17 protein-coding genes are annotated in these 22,357 nt (G+C 64.1%); 7 read left to right on the plus strand and 10 right to left on the minus strand.

Features of this window, described 5'->3' with window-relative positions; translation table 11 throughout:
- The first annotated feature begins 206 nt into the window (after positions 1-206).
- The 3 genes from EB835_RS17830 (at position 207) to EB835_RS17840 (ending at position 4,656) form a co-directional block, all read left to right on the plus strand.
- Positions 207-1,685 (plus strand): hypothetical protein, encoded by a 1,479-nt coding sequence (locus tag EB835_RS17830; protein ID WP_135810796.1) that lies wholly within the window; start codon positions 207-209, stop codon positions 1,683-1,685.
- Positions 1,686-2,278: 593 nt separating this feature from the next.
- A complete protein-coding gene (locus EB835_RS17835; RefSeq protein WP_168216780.1) occupies positions 2,279-3,712 on the plus strand; it encodes an Nramp family divalent metal transporter in 1,434 nt (477 codons plus the stop codon).
- The gene (locus EB835_RS17840) at positions 3,712-4,656 is read left to right on the plus strand and encodes a phosphoglycerate dehydrogenase (RefSeq protein ID WP_135810797.1); all 945 of its coding nucleotides are present in this window, start codon (positions 3,712-3,714) and stop codon (positions 4,654-4,656) included. Before EB835_RS17835 ends, EB835_RS17840 begins: the two co-directional genes overlap by 1 nt.
- A gap of 130 nt (positions 4,657-4,786) precedes the next feature.
- On the opposite strand, the gene EB835_RS17845 is transcribed toward EB835_RS17840, so the two are convergent.
- Both EB835_RS17845 and EB835_RS17850 read right to left on the minus strand, forming a co-directional pair.
- Complete coding sequence (locus tag EB835_RS17845; RefSeq protein ID WP_135810798.1) at positions 4,787-5,680, minus strand: dihydrodipicolinate synthase family protein; 894 nt, start codon at positions 5,678-5,680, stop codon at positions 4,787-4,789.
- Positions 5,681-5,784: 104 nt separating this feature from the next.
- Positions 5,785-6,765, minus strand: a complete 981-nt coding sequence (locus EB835_RS17850; protein ID WP_240688839.1) for an aldo/keto reductase — start codon at positions 6,763-6,765, stop codon at positions 5,785-5,787.
- A 139-nt stretch (positions 6,766-6,904) separates the two neighbouring features.
- On the opposite strand from EB835_RS17850, the gene pdxA reads away from it, so the two are divergent.
- Together pdxA and EB835_RS17860 are read left to right on the plus strand one after the other, a co-directional pair.
- Positions 6,905-9,238 carry a 4-hydroxythreonine-4-phosphate dehydrogenase PdxA gene (gene pdxA, locus EB835_RS17855; protein ID WP_135810800.1) on the plus strand — a complete coding sequence of 778 codons (2,334 nt, stop codon included), beginning with the start codon at positions 6,905-6,907 and terminating at the stop codon, positions 9,236-9,238.
- Between the two features lie 67 nt (positions 9,239-9,305).
- On the plus strand, positions 9,306-10,091 hold the full coding sequence (locus EB835_RS17860) for a DeoR/GlpR family DNA-binding transcription regulator (RefSeq protein WP_135810801.1): 786 nt from the start codon (positions 9,306-9,308) through the stop codon (positions 10,089-10,091).
- A gap of 83 nt (positions 10,092-10,174) precedes the next feature.
- Here EB835_RS17860 and EB835_RS17865 read toward each other — a convergent pair whose 3' ends face one another.
- From EB835_RS17865 to EB835_RS17875, 3 genes are all read right to left on the minus strand, one after another.
- Positions 10,175-11,017 carry a sialidase family protein gene (locus EB835_RS17865; protein ID WP_346763161.1) on the minus strand — a complete coding sequence of 281 codons (843 nt, stop codon included), beginning with the start codon at positions 11,015-11,017 and terminating at the stop codon, positions 10,175-10,177.
- Positions 10,914-11,339: an exo-alpha-sialidase gene (locus EB835_RS20865; protein WP_135810803.1), complete on the minus strand. Its 426-nt coding sequence runs from the start codon at positions 11,337-11,339 to the stop codon at positions 10,914-10,916. The genes EB835_RS17865 and EB835_RS20865 overlap by 104 nt, the downstream gene beginning before the upstream one ends.
- A gap of 85 nt (positions 11,340-11,424) precedes the next feature.
- Positions 11,425-12,798, minus strand: a complete 1,374-nt coding sequence (locus EB835_RS17875) for an Nramp family divalent metal transporter (protein ID WP_135810804.1) — start codon at positions 12,796-12,798, stop codon at positions 11,425-11,427.
- 272 nt (positions 12,799-13,070) lie between these two features.
- Here EB835_RS17875 and EB835_RS17880 point away from each other — a divergent pair, with 272 nt between their 5' ends.
- Both EB835_RS17880 and EB835_RS17885 read left to right on the plus strand, forming a co-directional pair.
- The gene (locus tag EB835_RS17880) at positions 13,071-13,799 is read left to right on the plus strand and encodes a sulfite exporter TauE/SafE family protein (protein ID WP_135810805.1); all 729 of its coding nucleotides are present in this window, start codon (positions 13,071-13,073) and stop codon (positions 13,797-13,799) included.
- A 248-nt stretch (positions 13,800-14,047) separates the two neighbouring features.
- Positions 14,048-15,550, plus strand: coding sequence for a lipase family protein (locus EB835_RS17885; protein WP_168216782.1), 1,503 nt, complete (start codon positions 14,048-14,050; stop codon positions 15,548-15,550).
- A 172-nt stretch (positions 15,551-15,722) separates the two neighbouring features.
- On the opposite strand, the gene EB835_RS17890 is transcribed toward EB835_RS17885, so the two are convergent.
- The 5 genes from EB835_RS17890 to EB835_RS17910 all read right to left on the minus strand — a co-directional run bounded on the left by EB835_RS17890 (position 15,723) and on the right by EB835_RS17910 (position 22,277).
- Entirely contained in the window at positions 15,723-17,027 is a 1,305-nt protein-coding gene (locus tag EB835_RS17890) for an amidase (protein ID WP_168216783.1), read from the minus strand.
- Between the two features lie 42 nt (positions 17,028-17,069).
- Entirely contained in the window at positions 17,070-17,816 is a 747-nt protein-coding gene (locus EB835_RS17895) for a DUF1345 domain-containing protein (protein WP_240688840.1), read from the minus strand.
- 87 nt (positions 17,817-17,903) lie between these two features.
- Complete coding sequence (locus tag EB835_RS17900; RefSeq protein ID WP_135810808.1) at positions 17,904-19,427, minus strand: amidase; 1,524 nt, start codon at positions 19,425-19,427, stop codon at positions 17,904-17,906.
- Positions 19,428-19,491: 64 nt separating this feature from the next.
- Positions 19,492-20,871 carry a M20 family metallo-hydrolase gene (locus EB835_RS17905; RefSeq protein ID WP_135810809.1) on the minus strand — a complete coding sequence of 460 codons (1,380 nt, stop codon included), beginning with the start codon at positions 20,869-20,871 and terminating at the stop codon, positions 19,492-19,494.
- Positions 20,872-20,951: 80 nt separating this feature from the next.
- A complete protein-coding gene (locus EB835_RS17910; RefSeq protein ID WP_240688841.1) occupies positions 20,952-22,277 on the minus strand; it encodes an MFS transporter in 1,326 nt (441 codons plus the stop codon).
- Positions 22,278-22,357 lie beyond the last annotated feature (80 nt).

The following is a 22,357-nucleotide window of genomic DNA, read 5'->3' on the forward strand; positions in this document are numbered from 1 at the left end:
AACAAGAAGATCCGGGAGTTCATCGACGGGTGGAACAAACGCAAACACCCCTTCGTGTGGACGAAGACACCCGAGCAGGTGCTGGAGAAAGCGAAACCTAAACCAACTTCAGAAACGCGACACTAGCCGCAGAAAGAGTCGTCGGATCGAAGTCTAGCGAATCTTGCCGCTTAAGTTGTGTCAGTGCAGCATGGGACCCTGCTGATATGGAAAATATTGACTGGTTAGCCAATGCCTTCGAAGTTGTCCTTGACGCCGTCACTTCGATCTATCGTCTGATGAATTTTGTGGCCGAAAAGCAGGGTGCCTCGGATTTCGAGGTCGCGTTCTTCACATGGCTCTCTGGATCACTTGGAACACTCGTCGTTCTGGCCGTGATCGCCTTCCTATGGGACGCGCTGTTCTTCGCCTTGAGGTGGCGTTCTAAATCCGTGCTCAGTTCCGCGATGAAAGGTGCCAATCTGTCTGTTGCCCAGACGCTGGCGCGCCGATACGTGAGATTCGACCATTCGATCGGTGTTATTCAAAGCCTGTCGGGCGTTAGTCGAAGCTTTCGCGAGCCCCCTGCGCCAGAGTCGTTCTCCACCGTGAACCTGAGCGTATGGGTTGCGCGTCTGGGGATCATGCTCCCTTCCGCGATTGCCTCCCTTTTGAAGATCATTCTTCAACCACCAGTGATTGTTCTGATCGGCGTCAGCGTGGGCGCGACATGGTGGGTGATACACCAGCCGAGCCTGAAGTCAACGACTTCGATGGCGGTTGAGTACTCCAGGGGAATCAGCTTTCAGGTGAACCCTGTCGTAATGTCCATTGTCGGAGTGGGCATTGCGGTGCTGACGTTCGTGCTCAGTCGAATGAGAAACGTCAGCGCCAGGGGGCACCAAGAATGGCTTAAGAATGAATCGACCAAAGCGTCCGACGGATTGGCAACATGCGAGATAGCACTTGGCAAAGCCAATAATCGGCTTCGGGCATCACTTCCTGCGATCCACTCTAGCTGGCGCTGGTCTCTACTCAACTTTGAGGACAAAGCAAAAGCCGCACTGCTTGCACATGAGTGGAAGTTGCGAATCAGGCTGCGGCTGTTAGTACCTCCCGAGATTGAAAGAGGGCGTTCCAGAGCTTCATTCCAGGTCAATTCAATGATCGATCGCGGTCCGACCGCGAGAGACCGACAAATCGCTGAGTACTGTCAGGCGCTTGAACATCTGAACAACCACTTAGAGCAGTCATCAAATCGATCTGAACTGCGATTGGTTCGTTCAGTGCCTTGGAGAGTTGCTCGCCGAGCACGAACGCGGGTACTCAAACTGCATGCGTCTGAGATCGAGGACTATTCGACTGAATCATCACTTGCAGAGCCTGCGTTGACTACAGTCGATCGATTCCTACGAGACCTGATCTTTAACCGAGAACGCGGCTACCCAATCGAAGAGGTCGAGGACGACTACAATTTCGACGATATCAGCAAAGCTGAGCGTGAGGCTGCTTTAGAACGGGCGATCGCGGTGTGGGAAGACGAAGTTGATAATCAAAGGCAGCAGCTTGCCCAGGATGTTCATGCGAGGTTGGTGGAGGTGTTGATCTCGATGGCCAAACTGGAACTGGCGGAGGAAAGCATCCGGTCATACGTACATCCGACGCGACTCGGATCGAAACTCCTGGAGTGGCTCAAAGGAACCTGAAGACACCTCTCCAGCCACAACTTTGCCCACGCGAATCACCTTAGCGAGATTGCAGACAGCAAGTCTGCCCCCTCCAGCGTCAGCCCTGGCCACGTGGTCGCCCACTGCACTCGACGACTCCACATGTCTCCTCATTGACGACAATGCCACGCCCGGTATCCGGGGATGATCGATCATGTGTGTAGATCGAAAAATTGGGACAGTTAGAAGCTTGGACGCCTTCGGAAGAGTGATGAAGTATCACCGCCCTCCCACCTGCTCGCAACGCGGTGTCTCGTGCGGGTGGATCCACTTCGAAAGCTGCACTGAAATCACGGTGCATCCACTCGCAAGAGACATCGACTGTTCCCGCAGCACGCGGAATCGGTCACGCAGAACTCACTCCGGTTGAATCGCCACACCTCGCTCACAACGAGCACTCCATCATCGTCGAACCACCCCTATGTGCGCGGTTCATGCATTCATGTTGCGCACATCACGCATTCGGTGGCACACTTGCATGAGCCGTGCCAACGGGGCCATCATGCTCCGATTCGCCCCGAGGCACCGGCACGATCAATGGACAGATCCACTTTCGTGCAAGGAAGCCGAGTATGACCGCGCAGAACATCGACCGGGACGACCGCACAGGCGCCGACGCCGCCGTCGACCCCTACCACCTCGACCCCAGGGACGTGCTCGAACCGCCCACGACATTCGCGGGCAAGCTCAAGTACCTCGGCCCCGGTCTCGTCATCTCGGCAGCGGTCATCGGCTCGGGCGAACTCATCACCACCACGGCGCTGGGAGCCAAGGCCGGATTTGTCCTCCTCTGGCTCGTCATCATCTCCACCGCGGTCAAGGTCTGGGTCCAACTCGAACTCGCCCAGTGGACCATCCTCTCCGGCAAGCCCGCGCTCGAGGGCTACGGCCACGTCGGTCCCCGCCTCATCGGACGGGCCGGTTGGATCAATCTGCTGTGGATCCTCATGGACTTCGCAAAAGTTCTCCAACGCGGCGGCATCATCGGCGGTGCTGTCGCGGCGCTGAGCATTATGGTGCCCGTCTTCGGTGAGCCGCTCTCAACTCCGTCGCTCGTCTTCTGGACGGTCGTGTCGCTCGCGGTCGTCATCGCACTGCTCGTGACGAACCGGTACAGCATAGTGGAGAAGTTCTCGGTCGGCGCGGTCATCATCTTCACCGTCTCCACCGTCGGGCTTGCGGTCTCGTTGCCGTTCACCGACTTCGCCTACACCTCGGCGGATGTCATGAGCGGCCTCACCTTCGCCATTCCGGCAGGCACCCTCGGCTTCGCGGTCGCGATGTTCGGCATCACCGGCGTCGGTGCCGATGAGATGACGACCTACACCTACTGGTGTTTGGAGAAGGGCTACGCACGCTATACCGGCCCGAACGACGGCACCGCAGAACGCGCCCGTCGCGCCCGTGGTTGGATCTCGGTGATGCGCACCGACGTGCTCGTGTCCTGGATCGTTTCGACCGTGTGCACGATGTCCTTCTACGTCATCGGTGCAGCCATTCTCCACCCGCAGAGCCTCGTCCCCGAAGGCAACGACATGATCACCACGCTCTCGTCGATGTACTCCTCGACGATGGGCGAAGCCGGTCACTGGATCTTCCTCATCGGCGCCTTTGCAGTCCTGTTCTCGACCTTCATCGCCTCAACCGCGAGCGTGCCCCGTCTGTGGACGAACACGGTGTCCACCCTCGGCTTCTTCGACTGGGAGAACACGCTCACTCGCGGACGCATCATCAAGGTCCTCACCGTGATCTTCCCGATCATCTGGGCGCTGAGCTATCTCATTATCCAGTCCCCGGTGATCATGGTTCAGATCGGCGGCGTCGCCAGCGGCGTCTTCCTCGTCGCGGTCGTCATCGCCGTCTGGTACCTTCGCTCGCGAGAGGTGCCGACCGAGTTCAAGTCCAATCACTTCTTCACGGTGATGCTCGTCTTCGCCTCGTTGGCCATCGGACTGCTGGGCATCTATACCGTATTCGAAACATTCGGAATCGAGATCGGAGCCTGATGCGCCTCACCGTCCTCACCCCGTCCTTCGGCAAGTACTCCTCCGAGCCGATTGCGCGATCCACGCAACTCGGGCTCGAGCTCGACTACCGAACCGAGAATCATCCCAAGTCGGGATCCGCTCTCATCGAGGCGATCTCCAGCGCCGAGGCGGTCATCGTCGGTCTCGATCGGATCGACGCCGAGGTGCTCGCCGCCTGCCCCGAACTCAAGGTCGTGGCCAAGCACGGTGCCGGAGTCGACAATATCGACCTGGCCGCCGCGGCTGCCGCCGGCGTCACCGTCGTCAACACACCGGGAGCCAACGCGGAGTCCGTCGCCGACCTCACCCTCGGTCTGCTCATCATGGGAGCACGGAGGATCCGTGATGCCGAGGACTCACTGCGCGACGGCGAATGGGGCGTGTTCTTCGGTTCGCAGCTGAGCGGCAAGCAGCTCGGCATCCTCGGGTTCGGGCGTATCGGCCGCGAGGTCGCCAAACGGGCGGCCGGCTTCGGTCTGCGCATCGCCGCATTCGATCCATTCGTCCCGGATGAGGCCATCGCCGAGGCTGGGGCGACTCCCCTCCCCCTCGCCGAGGTGGTCGCCGGCTCGGATTTCCTCACCCTGCATCTCCCCGGAGACAAGGAACCCCTCCTCACCGCCGCAGACATCGCGACGATGCCGGTCGGTGTGGGTCTCATCAATGCCGCTCGTGGCGGTCTCGTCGACGAGGCGGCTTTGGCCGAGGCACTGCACAGCGGTCACCTGTCCTTCGCTGCTCTCGATGCCTTCGCCACGGAACCGCCGCCGGCCGATGATCCGCTGCTGGGCGCGCCCAACCTCATCGCCACCCCTCACATCGGCGCGTATTCCGACATCGCGAACGCGAACATGGGCACATGGGCCGTTGAGGACGTCGTCCGCGTGCTCAGCGGTGAGGAGCCTCGCTTCCCGGTGCGCTAAGGGACAGTGAACAGCTCGACCATCTCCGGACACAGCAGAGGGGCCGCACCGTTCGGTGCGGCCCCTCTGCTGTGTCCGAACTGCCTTGCCCTCGCCGAGACCCCGGCGAGGGCACAAGCACAGGATGTCGTCAGGCGAGGCCGCGTTCGAGATCGGCGGCGACAGTGGCCTCGACCTGACTCTTCGCCTCGGCGGAGAGGGCGTTGAACGGCGCGCGAGCAGGCCCGAGGCCGAATCCGCGCGCATTCGCCGCGTGCTTGACGACCGTGTTCGGGTTGCCCAGCGCAAGGCAGTTTCGGATCGGGCGGATGCTGTCCTGCGCGGCCCGGGCCGCCTCGGAATCGCCTGCCACGAAGAGATCATAGATCGATGCCATCGTCTGCGGGTAGATGTTCGCAATACCGCTGATCCCGCCGGCGCCGCCGGCCAGGAGCGTCCACAGGATGAGCGAGTCGTTGCCGGAGATGACGTCGAACGTCTTCCGGTCGGTGCGCTCGAGGTACTGGAGGATCGTGTCGAAGTTGCCCGAGGAGTCCTTGACTCCGGTGATGTTCTCAATCTCGGCGAGCTTCTCGAGCGTCGCCGGAGCCACCGCGTTCCCCGCACGGGCCGGAATGTTGTAGACGATGACCGGAACGTCGACGGAATCAGCCACGGTGCGGAAGTGGGCAGCGATTTCGTCCTGCGAGGCGGCCGCGAAGTACGGGGTGATGATCGAAAGCGCATCGGCCCCGGCAGCGGCGGCATTCTTTGCGATCGCCACGGTCTCCTTAGTCGTCGGTCCCCCGGCACCGATGACGACGGGGACGGCCCCGGCCACCTCGTCGATGACGATGCGGGCCGCCTCGGCGCGTTCGGTCGGGGTCTGGGCGTAGAACTCACCGTTCGTCCCGAGCGCGAAGATCCCGTGGATGCCGGCGTCGAGTTGGCGCCGCACATGGGCGCGCAGAGCGGACTCGACGAGGTTCTCATCCTCGTCGAACGGGGTGGCGATAGCGGCGAGGATCCCTGAGATGGATGACATGATTTCCCTTCGAACGGTTGGCGCAGCCGAGTCTGAACAGGGTTGCGAAGTCAGTGGAGACGGGAGTGGGCCGGCGGGCCTGCTGACAGCTCTCGATTCGTGAATCAGCGGTTGTACAGCGGCTGCGATCCCCGCACCGAGGCCGTCGCGTCGTCGACGGCGCTGAGCACGTCGGCCGGCAGCGGGCCCTTGGCAATCGCGGCGATGTTGGCCTCGAGCTGGGATACACGACTGGCTCCGAGCAGCAGGGAGTCGATCCCCGCGGCCCCGGCCACCCAGCGCAAGGCGAGCTCGGCCTGCGGGATTCCGGCGTCTTCGGCGACCGCAGCGAAGGCTTCGACTGCGGCAAGGACGGAATCGGAGAGGTATCGCTGCGAGTACATCTGTGCGAGCACTGACCCGGTGAAGCGATCGCCGGTGCCCTCGGTGGAGGGCCGGCGAGCGAGCAGTCCCCCGGCGAGCGGGTTGTACGCCATCGTGGCGATGCCGTGCGTTCGACCGCACTCGAGCCATTCGTCCTCGATCCGTCGGGCCAGCACGCTGTAGACGTTCTGAGCCACAGCCGGCGTCGGAGCACCGGCCCGCTTCGCGGCCGCAACGACATCGACGGCCTGCCAGGCGGCGAAGTTCGAGATCCCGAGTGCGGCGATCTTGCCTTCGGCGTGGAGCTCGGCGACGGTCTCGAGAGTCTCGTCGAGAGTCGCTGCGCGGTCCGGCTGGTGGAGGTAGAAGAGGTCGACCGAGTCGACGTCGAGGCGGCGCAGCGAACCTTCGACGCTCGCGCGCAGTCCCACTGCCGAGAGCGGGGAGTTCTCGCCGGCATCGGCATGGGGCATTCCTGCCTTGGTCGCGAACACGATCCGCTCGCGGTGTTTCTTCACCAGCGGCGCGATGAGCGATTCGGTCGTCGACTTCGCGTAGCCGTTGGCTGTGTCGATGCCGGTGATGCCGGCGGCGATCGCCGCCTCGAAGACCTCGTGCGCGGCGGACTCGGTCACCGTGTCGCCGAAGGTCATCGTCCCCAGCACCAGCGGGGAGAGGGGGACGGCGACTCCGTCGAGAGCGATGGGCGAATCTGTGGTCAAGGTCGTCTCCTCGTCGAGTGGAACAGATCGTCGATGCATCGATCTTCCCATCTATGCGTGGATCGTGCAAGAACTTGCGCATTTCGCGCACACATGTCAGTGTAGAACTGTTCAGTCGGCCCGGACGCAAAGGAGTGCCATGTCAGCAGGCGATTCCGGCGCCCTTGTCATCGCCGATGATCTCAGCGGAGCGGCCGAGGTCGCCGCCACACTCGGCCACGGCACTCCGATCGTGCTCACGTCGCAGTCCACTCCCGGCCCTGACGACACTCAAGTCGCCGCGGCGGCTCCCGATCTCAAGCGCGATCATTCCCCCACCGAGGCGGCCACCGCTGATTCCCGGGACCTCGTCGTCGATCTCGACTGCCGGTACCTGCCGGCCGGAGAGGCGTATGAGCGCACTCTCGCTTCTCTTCATACGTTCGGCCGGAACCGCACCACGCTCATCAAGGTCGATTCCCTGCTGCGCGGCAACATCCGTGCGGCGCTCTCCGCCGCACTCGAACACACCCGCGGACCCGTGATCTTCGCCCCCGCGCTTCCGCAGCAGAACCGCACGGTCGTCGACGGCAGGCCCTTCGACGCCGGAGTGCACATCAGCCGCACCCGCGCATGGAACCTCGAGGACGGGCACGCCCCGGAGAAGCTCGAAGATCTCTGTCCCGTGCCGGCTCGACATCTGAGCCTTGCCGACGTGCGGGCGCTTCGCACCGCCGACATCGGCAACCATCGGCTCATCACCGCCGATGCCGAGACCATGGACGACCTTGCCCACATCGTCTCCGTCGCCGAGGCCGCCTCGGCCGTCCTCGTCGGCACCTCCGCACTGGCGCGGGCTCTGTCCACGCACCGCGAAAGAGACTCAGCTGAGCAGAGCCTCGTATCGGCAGAACCGGCGTGCCCAGCGGCAGGGCGCGTTCTCACACTCCTCGGCACGGCTGCCGAGCGGGTCGAGGCTCAGGTGTCTCACCTGCTCGAGAACTCGGCCGGCGAGGTTCTCGAACTGCCCGCAGCCGAGGTAGCCGTATGGGAAGACGACCCGAGCCTGCTCCGTGCCACCGCAGAGAAGGTGCGCTCCGCACTCGCATCCGCCGACCTCGTCGTCCGCCTCACAGACACGGGAACGACTGTCGACCCTCGGCCGCTGCCGGGACTCCTGGCCGAGGCCACAGCCCAAGTTCTCAGAGGGTTCGGCCCCGTCGCTCTGGCAGCGGCGGGAGGCGAGACAGCACGCGCCGTCCTCGACCGCCTCGACGTGCGTCGCATCGAAACGATCCGCGAGATCCACCCCGGCGCGGTGCTGTCCCGGGTCGGAGCCGCCTCGGCGAAGTCGCAAAACGACATCGAACTCACCGCCCTCGCCACTCGACCGGGTGGCCACGGCGGCCCCGATTCTCTCACCCTCATCCACGCGGCTCTGACCACCGGTGAGCCCAACACGATCGCCGCGGCCACTGTCGCGAACCACGAAGGAGAGTCAATGAACGCGCTTCCCACAGTCGCAGTGACCATGGGCGATGGGGCCGGAGTCGGCCCCGAGATCTGCATTGCCGCATGCCTTGACCCATCGGTGCTCGCCGTCGCCGCTCCTGTCGTCATCGGCGATGCCGACAGACTCCGCCAGGCGGCCGAGGTACTCGGCACTGCTGTCGAGATCCGCCGGATCGACTCTCCTGCTCAGGCCGAACACGTCCCCGGCGTCATCAACGTCATCGACCTCGACCTTCTGCCGGACGATCTGCCCTGGGGCGAGCTCTCACCCGTGGCGGGCGATGCCGCGTTCCGCTACATCGAACGAGCCGCCCAGCTGGCGATGTCCGGTGAGGTGCAGGCGATCTGCACGGCACCGCTGAACAAGGAGGCGCTGCACTCCGCCGGGCACAAGTACCCCGGGCACACCGAGATGCTCGCCTCGCTCACCGGGACCGAGGAAGTCTCGATGATGCTCTCCTCCCCCAAGCTGCGCGTCATCCACGTGACCACGCATATCGGCCTCATCGATGCCGTGGCGAAGATCGAGCCCGGACTCGTCGAACGCACCGTCCGCCGCGGTCACGACGCCCTCGTTCGGGCCGGGATCGAACATCCGCACATCGGCGTCTGCGCGATCAACCCGCACGCCGGCGAGAACGGACTCTTCGGCTACGGCGAAGAGGAGGAGAAGATCGCCCCGGCGATCAGGAAGCTCCAGGCCGACGGCATCGACGCTGCTGGGCCGTTGTCGGCCGACACCGCCTTCTTCCTCGCCGGCCGCGGCGACTACGACCTCATCGTGGCGATGTACCACGATCAGGGTCACGGACCGATCAAGGTCCTCGGCATCGACGCCGGCGTCAACATCACCGTCGGGCTGCCCGTCATCCGCACCTCGGTCGACCACGGCACTGCGTTCGACATCGCCGGCACCGGCAAGGTCGACACCGAATCGATGAGTGAGGCGATGCGACAAGCCGCTGCCCTCGCCGTGGTCTGACTTCTGCGCGGTCAGCGCCACGGATCCGCGATACAGTGGCGATCAACGGCAATCCGACAGGAGAGAGATGAACGCAGGCGAACGTCGCGAGGAGATCCTTCAGCTCGTCAGAACTCAGGGCGAGATGAGTGTCGAGACTCTGTCGGAGATGCTCGGGGTCACCGCGTCGACGATCCGTCGCGATCTCGCGAAGCTCACGGACTCCGGCGAACTGGCTCGCACCTACGGCGGAGTCATCGCCGTCCCGACGGAGTCCGAGACCACCCTGGCCGAACGTTCCCACGAAGCCCCTGAAATCAAACGGGCCATCGGATCCTGGTGTGCCAAACAGGTGCCTGCGGGCTCGCATGTGCTCCTCGACGCCGGTACGACCACTGCGCAGATCGCGCGCGCACTGCGTGACACGGCCCCACTGTCCGTCGTGTCATCCGGGCTCACCTCCCTGCAGCAGATGGCCGACCTTGAGGAGGTCGAGTTCACCCTCCTCGGCGGCCGCTACCGCCCTGTCAGCCAAGGCTTCATCGGCCCCATCACCGAGGCGGGCCTGGAGAAATTCACTTTCGATTTTGCGTTCCTCGGCGCCGATGCCGTCACCGCTGAGGACGGGGTATGCGAAGCCCTGCCCGAGCAGGTGCGGCTCAAGGAGCTGATGAGCCGACGTGCCACCCATGTCTTCGTCGTCGCCCATGCCGAGAAGCTCGGCCAGCGCCCCTTCCACGCTTGGGCCGACCTCGGCAACGGCTGGACACTAGTCACCGACGATTCGGCCGAACCGACACAGACCGCTCCGTTCGAAGACCGCGGCATCACTGTCGTCCGCGTCGATCAGATGGGCAACGACCGGCAGAACTGATCGCACGAGAGCGCACCGAGGCCCCGGGACTGATCTGAGTCCCGGGGCCTCGGTGCGCTCTCGTCGATCTGTCTTCGGCGGGATCAGCCCCAGAGTTTACAGTCGGTGTGCACCTGGTCCTCGACGCCGGAGATCCAATCCTCGTCGAAGACCATGTGTCGGATCGCCCGTCGTGAACTGTAAGCATAGACGACGTGGATGAGACCGTCGGCGTCGACAATCCCGTGCGGGTACTCCTGGCGACGGTTGCTGCGCAGATTTCCGACCCCGACGAACCCGTCACCGGGCTCAATGACCCTGCGCACTGGCCAGGTGCGGCCCTCATCGTTCGACACGGCGATGACGATCCGCATCCGCTCATACGGCCACACCACCTCATTGGGATTCGTGGCGACCTGGTGCTCGTTCGATACGAGCGCGAGCATCCCCGAAGGCAGCCTGAAAGCGCTGAGGCCGGCGTTGTTGTTCGGCACTTCGGTGGCTTCGGGCACCGTCCAGGTCTCTCCCCCGTCCTCGGATCGACTGAGGTAGACCCAGTCAGCGAACCGTGATCGGAAGAGGCTGACAAGACGTCCGGGCTCGAGCTCGACGATATTCGGGTGGACCCGGCCAGCCGCTTCGGGGAACTCGACTTGTCTCCAGGTGGACCCTTGGTCAGCGGAGATCTGGACGATCGGTTGGTCGGAGCCGTTCTTCGAATCGTCGTCGAAGCACAACCACTGAGTGTGCACCCACGTCCCGTGACTGAGGACCTGGATGGGCTGCCGACAGAATGTCCCCTCGCGGTCGAAGAGCGTCTCCGGTTCGCTCCAACTCACTCCGTCATCGGTCGAACGGATCACCTTGACCACGGAGGTGTGCTGAAGGTTGAACGTCTCCTGCACCCCCGCCTGGCGCGACAGCTGGGAGGTAAAGACCAGCCAGATAGTCCCGTCGGGTGCCCCGAACAGTCCGGGGTTCGGATCGGATCGGATCGTGGGTGACGCTCACCGAGGCGGTCCATGCGCCATTGTCCGTGTCGAACCGGGAGACGAGGATATCGATATCCTTATTGCCCTCATCGCTGCCGCCGAACCAGGCTGCCAGCAGTCCGCCGTCCTGCAGTGACAGGATCGACGGGGCGTGGTTCGAGCGCCGATCGGTCGGAATGGCCGCGGCCGCAGCCCCCGTGTCCTCGATGATCCGCAGTCGACCGTCGGCCGGCGGAACGGGAATGCGTTCGAGGGTGGGATGGGACAGCAGATTCATGGGTGCCTCCTCCGGGCCTTGGCAACGATCATCAGGGTACGCAGGGCTGGGTAGCCTCGGCGAGGGAATCTGTGGCTGGGAGACATCATCCGAACGCCGTCTGGAACATTGCAGGGATCTGCATGGCAATCTGGACGCCGACGACGATGGCGATGACGCCGAGGATCAGCAACAGTGCGGTCTGCCATTTGCGGTTCACCGCGTAGGAGTGCATATGCTTCTTCCGCGAAGTCAGCAGCAGGATGCACACAACGATGATCGGCAGGCTGAGCACGGTCGAGATCGCGGTGCCGACGATGTTGAGTGAGATGAGGTCCGGGGCGCCGGGAATCGTCGAGGCCAGGGGCAGGATGATGAACACGATCGCTTGGATCCAGCGGAAAGCAGGGTTCTCCTCATCGCGACCCAGGAATTTCCGCATCGATGGCACGGTGTGGTTGATGCCGTTGATGGCCAACTGGGCGAAGCCGCGCGACTGTGGCGGGAAGCTCGTCATCGCGGCGAAGAAGATGCACATCCACAGCAGCGACGGTCCGATCGGGCCGACCGCGACCGAAAGCATGTGGGAGAGATCGAATTCGTCGCCGATGGAGAAGCCAGGATGCGCGGCACTGAATTCGGCAGCAACGATCCAGAACAGCAGATTGATGATGAGCAGCGGGGCCATGCCGACGATGAGGTCGAACTGCTGGATCTTCCGATACTTCGGACCGACCCAGCCCTTATCTCGCATAAACCCGGAATAGAGGAGGTTGGGCATATTGCCGGCGATCGTGCCGATCGTCGCAGAGGCGATGACGATGGGCGCGAACGCCGAGGTGTTCTGTTCCTTCGGGATCTCGAAAGCCATGCCCTGAACGAAACCGCCGATGTCGAAAGTGCCGATCTTGATGAGTGCATAGACGAAGGCGACGATCATCGCGACCGAGGCGAACCGCGCAAAGTATTCGAGGACGACAAACTGCTTGCGCAGCATGACCAGCGACAGCGTGAGCGCGACAATGATGATGGCGCAGATGAACCGGCCCCATGCGCCACCCCATTCTCCGCCGGTGAGTTCGTGGAGTCCGACGGCCGCCGCGAGGAGGAAAGTCGCCTGAGTGATGAAACCGGCGACTAGGACTACTGCACCCATGATCCCGGGCAACACCGGCGAGAGTCGGGCGAATCCGTCGAGGATCTGTGTGTCGCCGTGCTTGTTCATCAGCGTGTACTTCGCGATGGACGAGATGATGAATGTGCGGGCGACGAGTGAGAGGATGAGCGTCCACAGAAGCGCGTACCCGTAGGAGGCGCCGGAGACGGACGAACTGACAAGATCGCCGGTGCCAAGGAACGACATGGCCAGAACAAGACCGGGCCCCACCGAGGTGACCAGGCCGAGGCCGCGCGGCAGCGGATTCTGCGCGGGCATCGAAGAGACAGAGCTGCGTTTCAGGCTATGGACGTCGGCGGCCATGGCTGCACTCCAATGTGTAGGCGGACTTCTGGACGATTGCCCGATGATTGATGCAACCACTGGTTTACGTCACCATCGTGCGCAATCTTCGTAAAGACTAGCCCATCTATGCGTGTTGTGCGCAAGTAGATTTCGGAAAAAGATGCTGATCTGTGTGTTTTGCGCATAGAATGACTGCTCAGAACGCGCATTTTGCGCCGCTTGGTTGAATGAGCCGACAGTGGAGGACACCGCACGGCCTACCAGACACGGAGTGAAGGAACGAGGAATCGATGGAGATCATCCAGTACCTGATCATCGGGATCGTGGTGCTGGGTTCGGCCTGCCTACAAGGGTCCATCGGCTTCGGCCTCGGAATGATCACCGCACCGGTGCTCGCGCTCCTGCGCCCCGACCTGCTGCCGTCAGCCCTTCTGCTGCTGGCCACTCTCACCTCATTCACAGCGTTCGCCCGTGAGCGTCAGGACGTGGACTGGAAGCTCGTCGGCTGGGGCGCCCTCGGCCGGCTGCCCGGCATCGCGATCGGCACCGCCGCCGCAGTGCTGCTTCCGGATTCAGGGCTTTCTCTGATGCTCGCGATCACCGTCCTCGGAGGTGCCGCGTTCAGCTTGGTGGGCTGGTCGCCGGCGGCCTCGCACCGCAACATGTTCATCGCCTCGTCGGTTTCGGGGATCTTCGGCACGGCCACGAGCATCGGCGGACCACCGATCAGCATCATCATGCGCTCGCTCGACCCGTCATCGATGCGCTCGACGATGAGCGCCTACTTCACCCTCGGCAGCATCCTTTCCCTGACAGGGCTCACCATCGGCGGCGAGGTCGGCACCGGGCACCTCGCCGCGGCCGCGTTTCTACTGCCGTTCATGCTCATCGGACTGTGGCTGTCGAACTTCGTCATCCGCCGGGCTGACCGTCAGCTCCTCTACCGCCTCGCCGTCGGCGCCTCAATCGTCGGCGCACTCCTCGTCATCGTGGAAGTGATCCGCTCCGCCCTTGCCTGAGCTCAGCGAACACTCATCCGTAGGCATTTCGGCACTGCCCGCACTGACAGAGCTTTCGAGTGCCATTACCCGATCACGGTAAGTTACCAATGAGTTCTACTATCGAGTAGGCTTGTGATGCCCGTCACCATACGGGCACGGAACGATGGCGACCGCGCCGGCATCACCCTCTGTCACGTCGGTCTGCGACACCACCCTGTCCACGCACTCTCACCGTCGAGAACCACGACAGAACAGGAATGCCGCGTATGAGCACGCGATTCACCACCAACAGCAGCGAAGATCCGAACCTCAGCTCGACCTCTTGTTACTCCGCACACCGAGCAATGCCGACCCGTCGCCTCGCTGCGCTGACCACCGCCGCCGCGGTCGGTCTCACACTCGCCCTGAGCACAACGGCGGCGCCTGCACACGCCGACCACGCCACAGACCTGGTTCCGCAGACGGACCAGGAGGCTCAGCAGCTCGTCAAAGATCGAGAAGCCGAGGATCCCGATGTCCTCAACACGAGCAACGTCCCCGAGGGGGTGAGCGTCGAACAGGCCCGCAAGGCGGTCGAGAAGTCTGACGAGATCACTCCCGCCGACGTCGAATACTCCGCAGCCCAGGAAGATCTCCCCGCATCCGGTGTGCCCGAAGACTTCTACGAGACCCCGGGTTCACTGCCGGATGAGGACGGCGCAGTGCTCAAGCAGGCCGACTCGGAGTTCTACCTCGACCCCGTGAAGCTCATCAAGCATGACGCGAAGTCGACAGCCTTCATGTACAAGACCACAGATGAAACGGGCCAGGCACGAGCGGCGACAGCAACTCTGCTCACCCCGAAGGGCGCAAGCGGCCAGGCCGACGATGCCGTGGTCATCTCGCCGGGCACCCAGGGCATCGCCGACAAATGCGCGCCCAGCCGGCAGATGGGAATGGGCACGGAGTACGAGGGCATCTCGATCGCCTCGGCGCTGGCGGCGAAGCACCCGGTCGTCGTCGTCGACTACATGGGACTCGGCACCGAGGGAGATCACCACTACCTCAACCGCACCGAGGAGGGGCGCTCCGTGCTCGACGCCGCACGTGCGGTCCAACAGGTCGACGACGGTCGCATCGATGCGGACACGAAGCTGCAGCTGCGCGGATACTCGCAGGGCGGACATGCCACGACGTCGGCACTGGAGATCAAGGATGAGTGGGCGCCCGAGCTCAACATCGCCTCCGCCTCGGCGGGTGCGGTGCCCACGGATCTGTACAAGACCGTCTCCGGGCTCTCGAGCGTCTACACGGCCTTTGCGCTCTACGGAGTCGACTCCTTCGCTTCGCAGGCCGACATCGATCTCACCGAGTTCCTCAACGAGAAGGGGCAGAAGACGGTCGCCGAAACCTCGAATCAGTGCACCATCGAGGCCCTGCTTTCGACCGCGTTCACGGATACGAAGTCGCTGACGAAGGACGGCCAGTCCCTCCAGGAGATCGTCGAGGAGCGGTTCATGGATGTCGCCGACAAGCAGAAGCTGGGCCAGGCGCCCGTGCCCGACGTCCCGTTGCTGGTCAACCACAGTCACCTCGACGATGTCATCCCCTTCGAACAGGGCAAGGAACTCGCGGCGACGTGGTGCCGGGCCGGTCACAAGGTCGCCTTCGAGGACAATCTCGGGCCGACTCACATCGGCGGCTACGTCGCCTCGGTCCCGCGCATCGAGGTCTTCACCACCCGTACGTTCGCCGGCAAGGCTCCGCTCGACAGCTGCTGGAGGCTGTAGGGCTGAAGCGTTGAGTCTTCAGGTTTGAGCCTTCGCCACGAAGCGGGGTCGGAACCGGAACAGGCATGTTCACAACACTGTTTCGGCTCCGGCCCTCTTCATTGCTGCGGGCGCTGCGTCATCGGCGCGCAACCTGCCTTCGTCCGTGCGGAGAGCTCAGATCCCGCGCCTCTCAGAACCGAGCGGCGAAATCGAGCAGCGCCTGATCGCCGTGCGGCGGACCGATGATCTGGACTGAAACCGGCGGTCGGCCGACACCAGACTCGCTTCTCACCGGCAGGGTCACCGCTGGCCACCCGAGGACGTTGAACGGCAGCGAATAGCGTAAGAACTTCGCAACGGACCCGTCATCGATGTCGTCCCAGCGGATCACGTCACCTTCGATCGCCGGGGTGACGATGAAGTCGACCTCGTCGAAGAACGAGACGGCCGAGGCCCGGAATTCTTCCAAGGCGGCCACCTGTGATCGGTACTCCGCCTCGGTGATGGACTGCCCCGACAGGATCCTCGCCCACACCCCCGGTTGGTACAGTTCTCCCTGCTCGTCGAGGTACTGCTCATGCAGCACGAAGGCTTCGTACCCGCGCACGATGTCGTAGATGGCGAGGCCGTCGTCGATGACCTTGATGAGGTCGTCCGATATCGCCGAGGTGGTCCTGAGGTCCGTGAGATTCCTTTGGGCCCAGGTCCGGGCGTCGTCGGCGAAGGCACCCGCGGAGTCGAGGAGGCCGGTGTCGAGGGTGATCGTTCCGCGCACAGCCGCCTCGCCGACCGCCGCATCGTCGCCACCCGTCACATCGCCGATCTCCTCCCCGCCGGTGATCGCCGCGAACGCAGTAGTGATCAGGGGGATCTCACGGGCGAAGAGCCCGACGGTGTCGAAGGACGGTGAGAGCGGGAAGACGGCCTCGGTCGGTATCGCGCCGAAGGTCGGCTTGAAGCCGATGACGCCCTGACACGCGGCCGGCACGCGCACGGACCCTGCCGTATCGGTCCCCACGGCAAGCGGCACCACGCCGGAGGCGACCAAGGCGGCCGAGCCGGAGCTCGATCCGCCTGTGCACAGTGCGGGATCGATCGGATTGATCACCCGGCCGAAGGCACTCTCATCGCCGAGGATGCCGTACGAATATTCCTGACAGTTCGTCTTCGCCACCGGGATGCCTCCGGCTCGTTCGAGGAGGTGGATCACTGGGGCGGTGGCGCTCGGCTCCGGTCCGCTGCTCACCCGCGAACCCATCGTCGTCGGGAACCCTGCGACGTCGATGACGTCCTTGATCGCGAACGGCACACCCTCGAGGCGCCGAGGCGGTTCTCCCGCAGCGTTTCGTTCGGCTGATCTCTGCGTGAGCGTTCGTGCTCGATCGCCCATCGCCGAGGTGACCGCGTTGAGTTCGCGGCCGATGCCCTCGACCGCGGCTATCGTTTCATCGAGGTCCTGCGCCGAGGCGGCTCCGCGCTGTGTCGTCTCATCCACGATTCCCATCGTGTCAGACGAGCCGGAAACCGCAATGGCGAATCACACGGTCACATACGACAGAATCATCGACACCAGTGTCGCGACGACGACCGAGTTGAAGGCGAACGCGACGATGACGTTCGTGCGCACGAGCTTCCACCCGTCGCGGGTCACCGCGCGCCCCGGCAGAGCGGCCGTCATCGTAGAGGACAATACGGCGAAGGTGAGGTAGTCACCGAACCTCCTTGGACCGCCCATGTCGAATTCCAGCTGCCGAGCATCGGCACTGCCGCCGCCTCCCAGATCGATGCGCATGAACTCGAGTGCGAACGAATAGACGAGCACAGCCCACGATGCGATGACGTTGGCCAGACCGAGCAACGCGGCGAACACAGCGTTCTCCTGCGATGCCGACGTGACGAGAAAGATGTTGAGCAGGAACGCAACGTAGGCGGCCATCACCGCCCAGGAGGTCGCGCCGCCCATGCTGAAGTACTTCATCCACCATCGGCGCCGGTGCGCGAGCGCCCACCGAGAATGGACCATAAGCTCGGTTTCGCTGAGCTCCTCGAGACCCAGATGGGTCCACATGAGATAGGTGAGGGAGAACAGTGGCCAGAAGATGAGGAAGATGCCAATGAGCTCGCGAGTCAGACCGTACAGCTCGCTGTCCCCAGCACCCTCCCCAAGCGGATTGAAACCGAAGGCGAGTACGACAACGACGCTGATGATGATGGCGGGCACAGTCGCCACGTTCGCTCGCGAGTCATCGGAGAACGTCATCATCTGACTGTGCTTAGGCCGCATGACAGGGTCCATCCTCACACCGTTTCGAAACCGTCCGGCTCCAGCCTAATCGCTTTCGGCACAGCGACCCGCGCTCACGCCGTCAGTTCACTCCGGCGCCAGAATAGTCCACGGCGCCAGCTGCTCAATCGCAGCAGCGACCTCGAAGGCGGCACGGTCGTCGTAGGGATGTGCGACGACCTGCAGTCCGGTCGGGATCCCGCAGTCGGCGAGCCCTGAAGGTACGTTGACGATCGGCACCCGGTTGCAGTTGTTGAACGGCATCGTCATGTGCGCCTGCCAGTAATGGTCGAGCCGGGTCCCCTCGACCACGCCGCTATCGTTCACCGCACCACCTGGGCGGCCCTCACGGCCCACTCCCCCAGCGTCGATCGTGATCCCGTCGAGGTAGCTGGCGCCTGCTTCCAAACCCGCCACCGCCGAGGTGGGGGCGAGCAGCACATCGAATCCGTCCATTGCGGCCGCGAGCTCCGCCTGGATCTGCGCCTCCATGGCGAGTCCCTCGTAGAGGCTGCGGCGTGCGGCGACCGCCTCGGCGTCGGCCATGAACTGCAGCGTGTAATCGGCCAGCGTGTCCTCGTGGCCGCGAGTCGCCGCCCGCATCGCCTTCGCCAGGAGGTTCCCGAAGTGGGTGAATGCGGTTTCGAAGATGCGCTCCGCCGTCCACGGCAGTTCGATCTCCTCGACGATCGCTCCCGCCCGCTCCAGCGCCGAGGCGGCCGCGCGGGTGTTCGCGATGATGTCCTCCCCGACAGGGAAGTCTCCCAGCCTCAGGCACAGCGCGACCCGACGTCCGCGCAGACGGTCGACCGCCTCGGCGGAGGTGGCATCGAACCCGTCCAGCCAACCGGTCGAATCGATCGTCGCGTGGTCGCTCGGGTCGAGCCCGACCATGACGCGAGCGAGCAGTGCGGCATCGGCCACGGTGCGCGCCATCGGTCCGTCACCGCGATACCAGTCGGCGGCCAGCGGCTGCGCGCCGGGGATGCGACCGTACGGTGCCTTGAACCCGACGGTGCCGGTGAAGGCGGCGGGCAGCCTCGTCGATCCGGCGATGTCCGAGGCCGTGGCCAGCGGCCCGAAGCCGGCAGCGAGCGCCGCCCCTGACCCGCCGGACGATCCGCCCGGTGAGAGTTCGAGGTTCCACGGGTTGCCGGTCACGCCCCACATCGGCGAGTGGGTGATGGTCGCACAGCTGAACTCGGGTGAGGTCGCTCGAGCGTGGACGAACCCGCCGGCCGCACGAATGCGCGCGATGATTGCGGCGTCGGAGCCCGCAATGGTGTCGCGCTCGTGGAGCAGTCCCTGAGTGAGGCCGCGGCCCGCGAGCGCGTGCTTCTCCTTGGCGATGACGGGAAGGCCGAGCAGCGGCTTCGTGGCGGCTGCCTCGGCGAGTTCATCGTCGATGGCGTTCGCGTAGAACTTCTCCGCCTCCCTCGCCGAGGTGACCGCCTCCTCGACGACCTCGGTGACGGCGTTGATGCGCTCATCTTCCGTGGTGATCCGGCCGATGAGAGCCTCGAGGTAGTCGACCGGGGACAGTTCCTTGGTGCGGAAGGCGGCGAGCGCCTCGGTGGCAGAGAGCGTGTGGAGGTCAGGAGCTGCGGTCATGGGATCACCTCGACGTGAGTTCGTTCGTTGGGCACGGGACGAGCGGAGCGTGGGAGCGTGCCATTCATACGGTAACGCTCGACCGCGCCTCGGCGACGGAACGTCCGACCCAGACCTCACCGTCGCGGACGTCGGCGAGCTGACCGCGCACGAGTTCGCCGGTCACCGAGGTGAGCACGCGGACGCCGCGGAGCATGTCCTCATCGGTGGTGAACTCGCGTTCGCAGTGGGAGACGCCGTCGACGCTGGGCACGAACATCATCACGGCGGGCACTCGGTGGTTCATCGCCACCGAGTCGTGGCCGGCCATCGTCTCGAGGCGGCGGATGCTCAGACCCTCGTTGGCCACGGCTTTCTCGGCGAGTTCGACTCCCTCGGGCGGGAAGTGCCGCTTGTCGCGGATGTCGAAGTCCTCGACGTTGATGGTGATGTCGTGGGCTCGGGCGATCTCGGCGATCTGCCGGCGCAGTGAGTCTCGGGCAGTTTGGACGATGGCCGGGTCGGAGGACCGGAGGTCGGCGACCATGTGGACGCGGCGGGGCACGACGATCGGCGAGTTCGGTTCGACGACGTGCTGCCCGACCGAAGACACGAGCGCTTCGTCGTCGAACTCGCCGACCACCTCGGCGACGGCGAGGACGACCTTCGCGGCTGCGACGAGCGCATCGTGGCGGTCGGCCATCGCGGTGGCCCCGGTGTGGGACTGCTCGCCGAGGACGTCGATGTCGAGCTTCTGCGTGTACCAGCTGGACTCGACGACTCCGATGTCCATGGCCTCGCGTTCGAGGATGCGGCCCTGTTCGATGTGGATCTCGGCATACGTGATCGCCTCGGGCGGAGTGTCAGTTCCGTCGTAATCGATGGCGGCGAGCGCCTCGGCGACAGAGGTGCCGGCGAGGTCGGTGACGGCGAGCATCTCCTCGAGGTCGAACAGGCCAGCGTAGACGGAACTGCCCATGATCGAGGGAGCGAAACGGCCGCCCTCCTCGTTGAACCAGTTGACCACGGCGAGGTTGAACGTCGGCCGCTGCCCGGATTCGGCGAGCTCCTCCTTGACGCGCAGGGCTGCGAAGAGCGCGGCGATGACGCCGTATGCCCCGTCGAATCGTCCGCCCAGCGGCTGCGAATCGAGATGCGAGCCGATGAGGACATAGGGGGCGGCGCTTGTGTCGGCCGAGCCGACAGGTGAGCCGGGCACGTCAGCCGAACCGGCGGAGGCGGCGGGTACGAGCTGGAGGCAGGCGAACATATTGCCGATCGCGTCGACACGGACCTCGAAGCCGTTGCTCTCCGCCCAGGTGCGCATCCAGTCGCGCGTCTGCTTGTCCTCGAGCGTCAGCGCCTGCCGGTCGACGCCGTTGTTGTCGGTGGCGCCGATCGTCGCGACGTGGTGGAAGGCGGTGAGGAAGGCGCTGTCGCTCGAGGGGTCTGCCTGGTGGTTCATGGTGTTCGCTCTCTCTTGCTGGTGGAATGTGGAACTCAAGGTGGGGTTGGGCGAGCACACTCAATTCGGTGCGCTGAGATTCACCCCAAACGCCCGCGGGTCTCGGGCAGCCGTGTGACGAAGATGAGGATGAGGCAGACGGCAGCGCATACCGCCATGTAGAACCCGGGTGCCGTGTCGACTCCGGTGATGTCGACGAGCCAGGTGCCGACGAACGGTGCGGTTCCGCCCAGTGCTGCGTATGAGATGTTGTAGCTGATCGCTGCCGAGGTGAAGCGCGTCTTCGTCGAGAATCGCTCGCAGAAGAACGTGTAGCAGCCGCCGCCGTAGCAGCACAGGGCGAGCACGAAGATCGTCTGGCCGAGGAACGCCAATCCCATGTGCCCGCTGGTCACAAGGCTGAAGGCCGGCACCGAGGTGACCGCCAGGAAGATGGATCCGGCGATGAGCATGGGTTTGCGTCCGAACCGATCACTGAGGTGGCCGGCGATGGGCAGGAAGATCGTGTAGCTGGCCATGGCGATCGCGTTCGTCAGCAGAGACTGTTCGCGGCTGAGATCGCCTGTGGTCTGGATATAGGTGACGAAGTAGGCGGAGAGCATGTAGAAGCCCAGCGCCGTCACGCCGAGGACGAAGAAGACCTGGAGCATCCCGATCCAGTTCTCGCGGAATGCGTCACGGATCGGGCTGAACTCCTTCGGCCGCTCCTCCGCGGTCTTCTTGAACAGTTCCGACTCGTCGGTGCGCGAGCGGATCCACAGACCGACCGCGGAGAGGGGGAGCGCGAGGAGGAACGGGATGCGCCAGCCCCAGGACTCGAACGACGCGTCGGACATCACTGTCGAGAGCAGCAGGATGAGCCCGCCTGCGAACACGGACGGCAATGCGGTGGCGGCGAGCGTGATGTTGATCCAGAGTCCGCGCTTCTCGACGGGAGCGTGTTCGTAGACGAACGAGGGACCGCCGACCGATTCGCCTCCGGCGGAGAAGCCCTGACCGAGGCGGGCGAGGATGAGCAGTGTCGGCGCGATCCAGCCGATCTGGTCGTAACCGGGAAGGATGCCGATGAGGGCTGTGCAGATGCCGACGAGGAAGATCGTGATGGTCAGGGTCTTGCGCCTGCCCACCTTGTCGCCGAGCGCGCCGAAGAAGAGGCCTCCGAGCGGCCGCATGACGAAGGCGACGCCGAAGGTCGCGAAGATGACGAGCAGTCCGGTGATCCGGTCGCCGTCGGGGAAGAAGTATTCGGAGAGGATGACGGCCGAGAGGCCGTAGAGGGTGAAGTCGTAGAACTCGACGAACTGGCCGATGCTGCCGCCGACGAGCACCTTCTTCTGCATACTCGTCGACGATTTTCTGCCTTCGGCAGCGGGGGCGCTGTTCTGGCCGGTGATGGGAGTGGACATCAAAGCTCCTTTGCTCAGTCGCCTTGGCGGGCGGAGTCATCACCGTCTGCCCGCGTGATGCTCGCCCTCAATTGTCCCCA

This window comes from Brevibacterium sp. S22, from assembly GCF_004745485.1.
GTDB lineage: Bacteria > Actinomycetota > Actinomycetes > Actinomycetales > Brevibacteriaceae > Brevibacterium.